We start from the raw sequence: 12,969 nt of genomic DNA, 5'->3' as shown, positions 1-12,969 counted from the left end.
CCTCACTTATTCACGGTCAACTAAGTATTCTTGTATATCCACAACGCGTTTCTTTCCCCATTGTTGGTGAAGTAATAGTTCTATGATAATATCAGCTACTTTTTCAGGGGCAAGGAGTATGCCGCTTTCTTTAAAATCAATAAAACGCTCTAATTGTGTAAAATCATTTTTATCCGATTCTCTAATGTCCGATTGCATCTGCGTATCCACAATACCTGGTGCAAAAGATAGCATTTCTACGGGGTATGCTTCTTGCTCTTCTTCAAGGTCTGCACATTGCGTAAATAAATCAAGGCCAGCTTTGGCACTGCAATAAGCACTCCACCCATGATAAGGCTTTTTACCTGCTCCAGAGGAAATATTGAAAACCCGCTTTTTCACCTGAAGTGAACGCACATGCTTCGTAAACTCTGATGTTAAAAGCATAGGTGCAAGTAAATTAACATGGATATTCTGGATAATTTCTAAATCTTGACATCGACCAACAGGTTTAATAGGTTTGACCACACCAGCATTATTAATTAAAAAGATCCCGTCTATCTGCTCCTTCTCTATTTTTAAAAAAATATCTTGCATAAGTTGTTCGATTCCATAGACTTCATTCAAATCATATGCAATAGAATATAATTGAACTTGCTTATCTCTGGCTGCTTCAAGCAATTGTTGATTCTCTGTTCTTGAGATACAAAATAAGCAATGATTTTTATGTAATACTTGTCGAGCGATAGCTTCTCCAATTCCTCTAGATGTACCTGTAATAATAAAATAATTCATACTTTCCCTCCTTATTCTGATTAATTAAATCTACTCTCATTCATATTTTACCATTGTCATGGTACCTTGACAATAAGAACTCCGTTACTTCTTTCACAAATAAAGTGCCTGTTAATACGGACTGTTTCTTCTCTTGTCTATTGTTTATGCATCTGATATAGTATGTTTAGGAGGCATGTGATGAAAAATAATTATTTATTAATCAACGAACTGGCAACATTATTTGATGTGACCACACACACCCTACGGTTTTATGAGCAAAAAGGTTTAATTACACCTGTTGCAAGAACGGAAAAAGGCTATCGTCTATATGATTTTGAATCCATATCACGACTCGAAGAAATCCTCATGTGTCGTTCTATTGACATGCCTATCCATGATATTATCGATTACCTCAACAGGAAAAGTGTTGATCATTTATCCCACCATCTCTCTCGTTTGGAGACTCAATTGGATAAAAAAATTCAAGCATTACGAGACATTAAATCTCAGCTCAAATCTGGTCAAGAAACCATTGATTATTATCGTATCCATAAAGACACTTTTTTTACTCAGTCCTTTGAAGAACGTTATTTACTATTTCTTGAAGATATTGATGATGCCAAGGACTTCCAGTTAAGTGAAAAAGATTTTTATCATGCATTTCTAAAATCAAGTCATAATCAAGCTCTTAAGTTAAGTAAAGATCTGGTTTTTATATCAACCCGAGCTACAACAAAACTCTATCTTTTAATTCATCCAGCAGATATCTCCAACTTCAATATGAAGGACTTAAGAATCCTTCCAAAAAGTAACTACCTATGCCATTTTCATGTGTCAACATCCCAGAAGGACTACATGAAACTCTTAAGGAAGGTTGAAGCGTATTTAAAGAAGCATCATCTGACATCAGAAGACTATCTCATTGACATTTTATCCACGAACTATAGCATTATGACAGAAAAGTCAGACCTAACATGTATGCAGCTGCCCGTATACAACATCTAATTCATATCCAGTACAAAGCGACTACGTCGCGTCTTGCGAAGCAAGTTGTTGCGTTAGGAAAGTTTCCTTGACGCATATGAAAACGCTTTTATTTCATATGCTATATTCAGAGGACTTTCCTATAAGAAGTACAAAGCGACTACATGGCATCTTGCGAAGCAAGTTGTTGCTAGGAAAGTTTCCTTCACGCATATGAAAACGCTTCTATTTCATATGCTATATCCACAGAACTTTCTTATAAGATAAAAAAGAAACTGTATCCCCCATAGTGTACAGCTTCCTTCTTTACATTTTCAATTCACTTCCCGGGCTATATTTTTCATCCAGGTATACCTTGGGGTCTGTGGATATCACCCGCTTAATAATCATTTTATCATCTTTACGGTAGACCTGAATAGTAAGACCATTGTGTGCTACTTCTTCGTATTTATACTCTTCCTCGTTGGTTGAAAATAACTGGTCATAAGGTACGATGGAATAAAACATTATTCACCCTCCTGATCCTTATTGTCCTTAGATGCTTTATGATCTTCTTCTTTTTTCTTATCCCCTTTATAGGCCTCAATCATCTCATATAGTTTTTTAATGGCTTTATCAATACCGCCAAGCTCATCAATAATACCCTCTTTAACCGTTTCCTCTCCAACAACGATGGTACCTACATCTTTAGCTAACTGACCAGTATCTAACATCAATTGCTTAATACGCTCACGACTGATTTTGGAATTACGTGTAATAAAATCAATGATACGGTCCTGCATTTTATCAAAATACTCGAAGGTCTGAGGTACGCCAATCACTGTGCCACTCATACGTACTGGATGAATGGTCATGGTGGAACTTGGTACAATAAAAGAATATTTTGCAGCCACAGCTAAAGGTACACCGATGGAATGTCCACCGCCTAATACAATGGATACAGTTGGCTTACTCAGGGATGCAATCATTTCAGCTATGGCTAATCCTGCTTCCACATCACCACCTACTGTGTTAAGCAGTAATAACAAACCATCAATATCATCACTTTCTTCAATGGATGCTAATTGTGGCAGCACATGTTCATATTTGGTTGTTTTATTTTGCTGAGGCAGGCATACATGACCTTCAATCTGCCCAATAATGGTTAAACAGTGAATACGGTCACTTTCTTTTTGTATGGTTACTTGTCCATATTCTTTTACTTCTTCTTGTTGATTCTCTTTATTTTTTGCTGCTTCATTTATTTTTATATTCTTATCCATCTTTTCTTCGCCCTTCGTAGTTTTCAAGCTATCTAATCATTTTATAAAACCATCATTATGACTTATTGTAAAGATTATAAGATAAGATAGCCCTAGCCAACAACAATAGAACTTTCGCAGAAAATACAAAATAATTGCTTATATTCCATGCGAAAGTTATTGCGTTCTTTATCTATATTATGCGATGAAACTGGATATTTCATTCATTGAAGGTATGAGAAAAAAATAAAATTTGTTCATTGAAAAATCATTTGGATACATATTCACTTACCATAAATTCTTCATGAAGTGCTTCAACAGCAATTTCTAAATCTTTTTCACGAATTAAACATGCAATGGTTGATAGCGAGTCTGCTGTCTGAAGAATTTCAACAGAAGCTTTACTTAAACATCTTAGAATCTTGGCCATTACACCAGGTACGCCTGTCATTCTTTCACCTATAACGGTTACTTTACAACAACCTTCTATTAACGAATATTCTGCTCCAAAAGCTTCTAGTAAATGAATGACTTTGTTTTTACAATGTTCTTCTATGGTAAACACTTTTCGATCTGGAAAAATGTTGATGATATCAATGCTCACATTCTCTTTTGCTAGATCAGTAAAAAATTTCTCATCATCAATTTGCCCGAATATGGAAAATTGAACTCTGTCTGAAATATGTGCGATGCTCGTGATAATCTGTTCATCCACAGTCTTCTTGTTCGTTGGTCCAATATGGCGCATTATACTTGTTCCTTCCGCCTCACTAAATGTATTTTTAATAATGAGTGGTATCCCTGCTCGCCTAGCCACTTCAACAGCTCGAGGATGGATTACTTTTGCACCGCTTCCAGCCATCTGAAACACTTCATTATAACTAATGGTGTTAATTATTTTGGCACTTTTGCATATACGGGGGTCAGCAGTCATAATCCCATCTACATCTGTAAAGATTTCAACTGCTTCTGCCTCTAATGCTTCACCAAGCAGTACTGCTGTTGTATCACTGCCACCCCTGCCAAGCGTTGTGACATGACGATCTACATTGACCCCTTGAAAGCCAGCAACGATCGGAATTGTATCTTCCCTTAACAATGTCATTAATGGCTTTGTATGAATATGTGTTACCTCTGCATGATTAAAATGACTGTCTGTCATAATACCTGCTCCACCACCTGTAAGGGCACAAGCCTTGTGCCCTTGATCAAGAAGTGTGTTAGCCATAATCAAGGAAGATATGGTCTCACCTACTGACATGAGAAGATCCACTTCTCTTGGTGATAGATTGGTATGTTTATGATTAACGAGATGAAGCAGTGAATCTGTGGCATATGGCGCTCCAAGTCTACCTATTGCTGACACCACGACCACTACTCCCTCATATTTCTTTTTAGCTTCTAAAATTTTGTTCATCACATCTGTTCTTGTTTGTTCGGTAGCCATGGATGTACCACCAAATTTTTGAATCAATATCCTCATATTGCTCACCCCGTATCATAGTCTAAGAACACGAACGACGTCTATTATTTCTATCTCTATAGAGTCCATATGGATTTACCTTCTCTACTATATCATATACCCTATGCTTTTGGAAAGATACTCGATGACAATTTTATTCATACTCTACTAAGACAGGTTGTATTTGTCTTCCTTCTAATGCTTCTAGAATGGTATCATAGATTAAATCCATCTTAGCAACAAGTGAATTCTTTTTCTTTTTATAATTATCCTGCCCAAATGGCACGAAATAAACATGCTCCGTATTCATAAGCACACCAAAATTCTTGAGATTAAGGCCTAAGCCATCATTCGTTGCAATAGCAATCACAACAGGGTATGCATTTCTTAAGGTGGCTTTCATAGCCATAAGTACAGATGTATCTGTAATGGCATTGGCTAATTTTGCCATGGTATTACCTGTACAAGGTGCTACAACAAGGATATCATATAATTTTTGAGGACCTATTTGCTCTGTCTCCTCTATTTTCGTCTGAATAGGATTTCCAGTTATCGTTTCTAATTCTTTTTTGAAATCTTCTGCTTTACCAAATCGGGTATCTATGCTTGCGGCATTAACGGACATCATGGGATAAACTTCAGCCCCATCATCCATAAGTCTTTTTATGGGTTCAAAAACTTTTGCAATGGTACAAAAGGATCCACATACAGCAAAGCCTATTTTTATACCTTCTAACGCTTTCATGTCTTCTACTCCTTCCCTAAGTTTATTGGCATGTGACTTAATTATTTTCTTCATGTTCGTCTATGCTCTAAACGATCATTGATTTCTTTTATAACAACACCAGTGATAATTTTTCCAGCTGTTTTTGGTGAGTACTTCCCTGGCACACCCCTGGCATTAATGAATTTATTGTTATTATCTTCATATACATTGGCAATGTCTATAAACATATAATCTTCCAGTTGTTTGTTGATATGAATATCAAGAAGTACGACAGGAATCGTATTAATGACATAGTTAAATGACTCTAATTGAAGCACACGACCTTCCTCTAGAGTATCTCCTTGAACATAATCAATGACTTTTAATTGTCCATCCTGTATTTTAGCTGTCTTACACCGATTAATGGTAGCTATCATTAATTCTTCTTCATCAGCTGACGCAACATAGACATCCATGTTTAATCTAGACGCCAGTCTTGCCAATGTACTACCACATCGTCCATATCCTAGGACAAGGCATTTACTTCCTGCTAATGTGATGCTTGAATATTCAATCATCATACTTAGCACACCTTCTGCTGTTGGTACTGAATTGAGGATAGCAAACTCATTAGCTTCCACAATATCAAACAGTTGAATATGGTTTTCTTTTGCGTATTGCAGTACATCTTGTTTGTATGGACCTGATAAAATAAGTTGATCAGGTGTCATATACTCAAAAAGCTCCATGTAAGGAATATTTTTATCCGAGTTAGTCCTGTAGATATGTTGATTATCCTTAGAAAAAGGTATGGGACATACAATAAACTGTGCTCCTTCAACAGCTTCTTTCAAAGACGCTGCCATGTAAACGTTACGACTAAGTGCCTTGTGTCTATTACCATATATGTAGACATGGTTGTTTTTTGCCATCAGATTAGCCATATAGATCTGACGCATATCGCCGCCAATTACTGCAATTTTGTTTTTCATAGCATCATCACTAACGATTGTACTTTAATATTAAAATATGAATGCTACAGGCTATATGTGATAGATACAGAGGAAATATGCATGTTCTTATGGCATTAAAATATTATGTTAAGCATTGTACCCCTTTGAATAAAACTATAAAAGTATTTTCCATCTTTCACAGCCTATAGACAATGTACCGAAAGCCTGTGCCATTCATATAGTGATAAGTATAAATCCTATGGGTGGAGTGATACCGTGGCTTACCACATAACTTATGAAAATGATGATTTGGTGATAAGAGAAATTGAGGCAAAAGATAAAGCAATCATTGAAACTTGGTATCATGACAAGTATCAAAGGGATTATCCGTATACTTCCATGGACGGTGAAACGGATTGGTTTCATGCCTATGAACAAAATCCATCTGAGCTTATCCTAATAGCAGACGAGAAAAAGAAATTTCATCAACCCATCGGAGTGGTTAAGTTAATAGTGATGAACAAAAAACATGTAAAAATGTGTGGTTATATTATTGGTGAAAAACTGGCAAAAGGTAATGGGTATAGTCATGCCATCCTTTCTTTGGCTCATGATTATGTGTTTACCGAGTTGTACCCAAAGTATATATGTTTAGAAGTGGAAACAGATAATCGACCTGCTGTTGGTACGTATATTAAGGCAGGGTATAAAATTAATGAACTCTTTGTTAAAGATGGTAAAGATATGTATTTCATGAGGATTTTAAATCCTCGGTATTATGAAGCCGTTGATGAGAACTATAACTAGTTTCTGCGATATGTAAAACAGAATAAAAAAAGAGGGAAAGACTCCCTCTTAGAATTCCTAATGGTGCTGATTTATTCTATAGCAATCTGTTCAAGCCCCAAACCAGGCTTATTGGTAAAGGATATCTTACTACCATCATAGATAACCCCTCCCATAATAGAGTCTTCTTCACATAAGATAGGTACATCCAAATCCACATCAACAATGACAGCTTTTGAAGCACCAAGGTGTGCAGCCGCTGCAATGCCTATTTTACTTTCCATCATTGAACCAATCATGCATTGTATACCTGCTGCTTCTGCAAGTGCCATAATTGTCAGGGCATTGTATATACCTCCTGTTTTCATTAGCTTAATATTCATCATATCCACAGCCTGCATCTGTATAAGTCTTAAGGCATCTGCAGGTGAGAAGACACTCTCATCGGCTATAATTGGAATGTTTACACGCTCTTTTACATATTTCATGCCCTCAAAATCTTTCCCATTTACAGGTTGTTCAGCACATGTAATATGAATATCTCCTTGCTCCATCCGTTGAATGACATAGACAGCTTCTTTTGGCTTCCACCCTTGATTGGCATCAATACGTAAAACCACGTCTTCGCCTACTGCTTTTCGAATAGCTAATAACCGATTGATATCCTTTTGGGCATCTTCACCTACTTTTATCTTAAGAGTTGTATACCCTTTTGATACAGCATCCAGGCTATGGCTCACCATCACATGTGGGGCATTTAAACTAATGGTTAAATCCGTTAACAGATGGGTGCGATATCCACCTAACAATTGATAGAGTGGCGCACCATATAATTTGCCATAGAGATCATATACAGCCATATCAACAGCTGCTTTTGCGCTTGTATTTCCCACCATGCAATGATTAATCCTTATGAAAATATCTTCTACTTGTCTAATATCTCTGCCTATAATCGATGATTTGATACAATCAATTGCTCCCATGATAGATGCTGTTGTATCTCCTGTTATGACCGCGGTGGGAGCGGCTCCTCCATACCCGTCGATGCCCTTATCTGTCTTAACCACCACGAGTATATGCTCCATGGTTTGCAATGTTCTTAAAGCTGTTTTAAAAGGTTTCTTAAGTGGTGTGGATAATTTCTCAATCCTGATATCCGTTATTTTCATATCCCTGAATGGTCCCCCTCTCCATCATTTTTATAATGCCTGAGTAAGCATCCATATGGACACGAACACCAAAGGGTAAGGTTATATTAGGACGGCAATGACCTGCCTTTAAGTGATACAGTGTAGGTTTATGTAATGGTTTTATAAGCTCTTCAAAAACCTCTTGCAAGCTATGACTCATTTCTTTCTCCTGAGGCTCACAGTTCTTAAAATTCCCAAGTAGTATACCTTGAGCATCTTTTAACTTCCCTGCATGTTTTAATTGTGTCAATAAACGGTCCACTTTGTAAGGTCTTTCACCAACTTCTTCCATAAACAATATCTTTCCCTTGGTATCAATTTCATAGGGAGTTCCTAGGGTTGATGTGATTAAGGTAAGGTTTCCCCCAATGATTGGACCTTCTGCCGTACCACCATATAAGGTTTTAATGGGATCATTTTTCGGATTATGAATACGGTCGACGTGATGTCCACTAATCTGGTTGAAGAAACTTTTCTTTGTAAAAGCATCCATACCCCTTAGTATCTCTACCCCAACCATTGGTCCATGGAAGGTTACCAACCCACATAACTGGTGCAGTGCAATATGTATGGCTGTGATATCACTATAACCGATAAATACTTTTGGATGATGCTTAATGAATGGATAATCCAGCATCGAAAGAATACGGGGCGTACCGTAGCCGCCCCGTAGATTGATAATACCTTTTACGTCATCATGACTAAACATATCATTTACATCTTTAGCCCTTATTTGGTCACGTCCTGCTAAATAACCATGGTGTTGATAGCAACTCTTACCCATGACCACATGAAATCCCAGGGTTTCTAGGGCTGATTTGGATTGTTCCACTTGTCTTTTATCCAATGGACTGGCAGGTGCAATGACACCAATTGTATCTCCTGGTTGAATGGCTTTAGGTTTAATCATCATTGATCACTCCTTAACACCTTGTGTTACACTAATCAATGGCAACTGGCAGCTTCCCTGTCCCTTCAAGTTCTCCAAATAACACTTGAGCTGTCCCTTTAAAAGATGCGGTGCTTTTGCTATATTGGGCCACCAAAGCTTTGGACCCATAAGCTTCATCCAGTTCATATGGATTTCTAGTAGCAACAACTACCGTATCTTTTTTATAGGTTAAGATGTCTTTGACTAACTTCATTTGAAATGTTGCATCTGAAGCATTGGCTATATACGTCACAAGTATAACCTTCGTAGCTCCTTGTAATTGATTCTTTTGTTGGGTAACCAGTTTACCTGTGGTGTTTAAAGACTTGGTTAAGTGTATTTTTTCCAATGTGGGATAATACACTTTAACAGCATCATACATACGGTCTATGGTTTGCCCTGTGAAACCAATAATAGCAATACGATCATGTGCTGTGGTTTGGATGGGCAGCATACCTTGATTGTCTACCACCGTAATTGAAGCATTGGCTGCTTTGTGTTCCACTTCTAAACGTGTTGCAGAATCGATATGCTCTATTTTTTCTTTATCCTGATTAATAATATATTCATACTTAAAGCGAAGTATGCGTTCTACTGACTCATTTATACGTGTCGTGGCTATACGCCCGTCATTAACTGCTTTAAGAAGACCTTCATAAACCTGTTTTAAATTGGACGGCATAAGCATTACATCTGCCCCAGCATTCACAGCTCTAATAGCGGCTTCTACACCTCCAAAATGGTTGGTAATGGCTTGCATTTCCATAGCATCTGTAAAGACCAATCCCTTAAATTCCATGTCATGTCTGACAACATCTGTTAAGAACTTAGGTGACAAGGTTGCAGGCAATTCCACCATTAAGCCATCTTTTTTCGACGCTACTGTGTTTGATTCAACCTTTGGAAAAGTAATATGCGCTGACATAACACCTTGTAACCCAGCATCCATAAGTTTTTGAAAAGGTTTAAGTTCTATATCATAGAGTTCATCAAGGGTTTTATGACTGGTTGGGAGCACATAATGGGAATCTACATCTACATCACCATGACCCGGAAAGTGTTTGCCCACAGCAGCTACCCCTGCTTTATTCAATCCTTTCATATAAGCAATACCCATATCCGATACAATCTGCTCGTTATCACCAAAGGACCTCACACCTATAACAGGATTATCAGGATTACTATTCACATCTATATCCGGTGCGAAATTGATATGAATGCCTAATGCTTCTAGTTCAGAACCAATAGCTTGTCCAACTTCTTCTGCAAGACCTGTGTCTCTTGTTGCCCCAAGAGCCATGTTACCAGGCATCGTTGCTGCAAAAGAAAGTCTGGTGACAAGACCGCCTTCTTGATCAATACCTATCATAAGCGGTATATCCGCTTGTTTCCCAAAGTCTGTAATGAGCTGTTTTGTCTGTTCACGGCTGCTACAGTTTTCTCTAAAAAGAATAATGCCTCCAATGTGATAGTCTTTTATTTTCTGACCAATGTCCTCATGATATACGGTTAGGTTCTTGCCGTCATATTGGCGAAAATCAGTCATGATAAGCTGTCCAACTTTCTGTTCAATGGTCATGGATGTTAATGTCTGTTGAACATATGCTTCCATTTCTTTGTCTGTTGAATCAGAAGAATTATCATTAGATTGTTTTGCTTCATCCAATACGGGTTGTTGATTACCAAGACTCTTGTCCTCTTCCTTCTCATCTTTATCTAAAGTCTTATCTGTCTTTTGATTGGTTTCCAATTCATGTTGCATATCGTCGGATTGTACAACATCCTCATGTTGCTTGCCGCTGCATCCGCTGATGGATACAACCAGTATCATGGTCATCCATCCAATAATCCATTTTTTCATATTGACACCATCCTCTATGGTAATACCAATTTGCCCATACTTACCGCTTTTTTTGCGCCTGTTGCAGAAGGTAAGGTATTGGTATGACCATGTATACATTCATTACCTAAGACAGCAAAGGCAATGGCTTCCTTTCCATCGGAAGAAAATCCCCAATCATCCATGGATAGCACTTGTTGCTTAAGACCTTGTGCTAACCCTTTCATGATGGTCTTATTGTGTACGCCACCGCCACTAATGATGACTTCTTCTATGTTATATGTGGGGTCAATAAACTGTTTAAAATGCCCTATAATGGATTCTGTTGTATAAGCTGTAACCGTCGCTACAATATCGTCAAATGCAAGTCCTAACGAGATGCCTTCTTCATAGAGTGCTTTGGCCATGGCATACGTGTAACTTTCTCTTCCTGTACTTTTAGGGGGTTCTTTGGCTAGATACGTATCCCTCTTAAGGATTGCCTTCAACCAATCTGTATATACCTTACCTCTAGATGCATATTCCCCGTTAGGGTCATAGGTACATGCATCTTCTGTACCAATAGTCATAATGGCATCTATGAGCATGTTGCCAGGTCCCATATCAAAAGCAATGACATCATCTGCTTTAGCTTGAGGTTTTAGTATAGAAATATTACTTATACCGCCGATGTTAATCATAGCTCGCCCTTTTACGTCATGGCTAAATAAAAGATAATCAACATAAGGTACCAAAGGGGCACCCTGACCACCTACAGCCATATCATGAGGACGAAAGTCACCCACTGTTAAGATGCCTGTCCTTGCAGCAATAACAGCAAGCTCTCCTATTTGTAAGGTAGCATAGTCATCGGGCATATGGTAGATTGTTTGTCCATGGGAACTAATGAAATCCACTTGCTCAGGCAACATACCTGCTTTGTGAATGACTTTTAATGCTGCCTCTGCCATCTTCTCACCTAAATGGACATTCATATGGCAGATATCGTTAACCCTTGAAGTTTCAGGTGCGCATAGAGCAAGTATGCGGTTGCGTTCATCCACATTAAAATTCAATGTATCCAGTGCAAGGAGATTAACGTTTGTCTTTGTACCTGAGCCTTCTATTTCCACAAGCGCTGCATCAATCCCGTCAAGTGATGTACCTGACATTAAACCAACAGCGCATCTCTTTTCTTTTTCTAATAGGTGTTGTAACTGATTGATCATCATCTCATCCCTTTATTGTTCACACGAAGTCTAAGTGTCTCTATGGCTTTTCTTGTGCGGTCTAAGTACGCGATGGACTGCTCGTGGTCCCTCGATACAACACACATAAATAAAATATCCACTAAATGCAATTGTGCTAATCGTGATGATGTAGCACTGCTTCGGTATTTGGCTTCTGTTGAAGCACATGTAAATAAATTAATGGCTGCTTTCTCCGCTATGGTTGATGTACCATACTTGGTAATACTGATGGTGGTTGCTCCTTGCTTATTGGCCACATCAAGAATATTGGATACTTCCAGCGTTTCTCCTGAAAAAGAAATACCAATTACCACATCATCTTTGGTCGCATTAGCAACCACCATAGCTGCAACATGTATATCTGTAAAAGCAGTAGCCTGTCGGTTGATTCTCACAAATTTTCTCTGTGCATCTTGAGCAATGATACCTGAGGCTCCTACACCAAAAAAATGAATGGACCTACTTTTTATTATGGCTTCAGCTGCTTTTTCTAGATCTTTTACGTGAAGTATTTCAATGGTTTCCCTCAAGGACTGAATACTGTTGTTGGTCATTTTATTCATAATCGCCTCCACAGATTCATTGGGTTCAATATCCCGATAACCCTCACCTTTATGTGCTTTTTGCAAATCACCTGATATACGTATTTTCAATTCCGAAAACCCTTTTAAGCCTAATGACTTGCATAGTCTTATAACAGCAGCACTGCTTGTGTTACTATTTTTAGCCAATTCACTGGTTGTTGAATAGATCGCAAGCTCTGGATGTTTCAAGATATACTGCGCAACTTTTTTTTCGGATTGTGGTAATTTCGTTAACATTTCTTTTAATATAATCAAACCACCAGTTGTAGATGTTGTCATCTTTTCTCACGTCCTTTTTAATGACATT

Annotated in this window: 13 protein-coding genes; 2 read left to right on the top strand and 11 right to left on the bottom strand. The window is 37.9% G+C overall.

Annotation, left to right across the window (positions count from 1 at the left end; translation table 11 throughout):
• Positions 1-6: 6 nt before the first annotated feature.
• Positions 7-774 carry a (S)-benzoin forming benzil reductase gene (locus tag HZI73_RS12395; RefSeq protein ID WP_212698536.1) on the bottom strand — a complete coding sequence of 256 codons (768 nt, stop codon included), beginning with the start codon at positions 772-774 and terminating at the stop codon, positions 7-9.
• 180 nt (positions 775-954) lie between these two features.
• Between HZI73_RS12395 and HZI73_RS12390 the strand changes: the two genes are divergently transcribed.
• Positions 955-1,761 carry a helix-turn-helix domain-containing protein gene (locus HZI73_RS12390; protein ID WP_212698535.1) on the top strand — a complete coding sequence of 269 codons (807 nt, stop codon included), beginning with the start codon at positions 955-957 and terminating at the stop codon, positions 1,759-1,761.
• 285 nt (positions 1,762-2,046) lie between these two features.
• Here the strand turns inward: HZI73_RS12390 and HZI73_RS12385 are convergent, their stop codons facing one another.
• The 5 genes from HZI73_RS12385 to HZI73_RS12365 all read right to left on the bottom strand — a co-directional run bounded on the left by HZI73_RS12385 (position 2,047) and on the right by HZI73_RS12365 (position 6,141).
• Entirely contained in the window at positions 2,047-2,247 is a 201-nt protein-coding gene (locus HZI73_RS12385) for a YlzJ-like family protein (RefSeq protein ID WP_212698534.1), read from the bottom strand.
• Entirely contained in the window at positions 2,247-3,002 is a 756-nt protein-coding gene (locus tag HZI73_RS12380; protein ID WP_212698782.1) for a ClpP family protease, read from the bottom strand. Before HZI73_RS12380 ends, HZI73_RS12385 begins: the two co-directional genes overlap by 1 nt.
• Before the next feature lie 247 nt (positions 3,003-3,249).
• The gene (dapG, locus tag HZI73_RS12375) at positions 3,250-4,464 is read right to left on the bottom strand and encodes an aspartate kinase (RefSeq protein WP_212698533.1); all 1,215 of its coding nucleotides are present in this window, start codon (positions 4,462-4,464) and stop codon (positions 3,250-3,252) included.
• A gap of 133 nt (positions 4,465-4,597) precedes the next feature.
• On the bottom strand, positions 4,598-5,188 hold the full coding sequence (locus tag HZI73_RS12370; RefSeq protein ID WP_212698532.1) for a dipicolinate synthase subunit B: 591 nt from the start codon (positions 5,186-5,188) through the stop codon (positions 4,598-4,600).
• A gap of 50 nt (positions 5,189-5,238) precedes the next feature.
• Positions 5,239-6,141 (bottom strand): dipicolinate synthase subunit DpsA, encoded by a 903-nt coding sequence (locus HZI73_RS12365; protein WP_212698531.1) that lies wholly within the window; start codon positions 6,139-6,141, stop codon positions 5,239-5,241.
• 237 nt (positions 6,142-6,378) lie between these two features.
• On the opposite strand from HZI73_RS12365, the gene HZI73_RS12360 reads away from it, so the two are divergent.
• Positions 6,379-6,909, top strand: coding sequence for a GNAT family N-acetyltransferase (locus HZI73_RS12360; RefSeq protein WP_212698530.1), 531 nt, complete (start codon positions 6,379-6,381; stop codon positions 6,907-6,909).
• Between the two features lie 71 nt (positions 6,910-6,980).
• Here HZI73_RS12360 and HZI73_RS12355 read toward each other — a convergent pair whose 3' ends face one another.
• Genes HZI73_RS12355 through HZI73_RS12335 form a run of 5 tightly spaced genes read right to left on the bottom strand, consistent with a single transcriptional unit; the run spans position 6,981 to position 12,941 of the window.
• Positions 6,981-8,057 (bottom strand): dipeptide epimerase, encoded by a 1,077-nt coding sequence (locus HZI73_RS12355; protein WP_212698529.1) that lies wholly within the window; start codon positions 8,055-8,057, stop codon positions 6,981-6,983.
• Entirely contained in the window at positions 8,032-8,991 is a 960-nt protein-coding gene (locus tag HZI73_RS12350) for a S66 peptidase family protein (RefSeq protein WP_330619738.1), read from the bottom strand. Before HZI73_RS12350 ends, HZI73_RS12355 begins: the two co-directional genes overlap by 26 nt.
• A gap of 28 nt (positions 8,992-9,019) precedes the next feature.
• Positions 9,020-10,870 (bottom strand): beta-N-acetylhexosaminidase, encoded by a 1,851-nt coding sequence (gene nagZ, locus HZI73_RS12345; protein WP_212698528.1) that lies wholly within the window; start codon positions 10,868-10,870, stop codon positions 9,020-9,022.
• 14 nt (positions 10,871-10,884) lie between these two features.
• Positions 10,885-12,060, bottom strand: a complete 1,176-nt coding sequence (locus HZI73_RS12340; protein WP_212698527.1) for an anhydro-N-acetylmuramic acid kinase — start codon at positions 12,058-12,060, stop codon at positions 10,885-10,887.
• Positions 12,057-12,941, bottom strand: coding sequence for a MurR/RpiR family transcriptional regulator (locus HZI73_RS12335; protein WP_212698526.1), 885 nt, complete (start codon positions 12,939-12,941; stop codon positions 12,057-12,059). Before HZI73_RS12335 ends, HZI73_RS12340 begins: the two co-directional genes overlap by 4 nt.
• Positions 12,942-12,969: the final 28 nt, after the last annotated feature.

Origin of the sequence: Vallitalea pronyensis (genome assembly GCF_018141445.1) — a bacterium.
Classification (GTDB): Bacteria; Bacillota; Clostridia; order Lachnospirales; family Vallitaleaceae; genus Vallitalea; species Vallitalea pronyensis.
The sequence above is the reverse complement of the archived record's forward strand: the minus strand, read 5'-3'. Positions and strand labels throughout refer to the sequence as shown.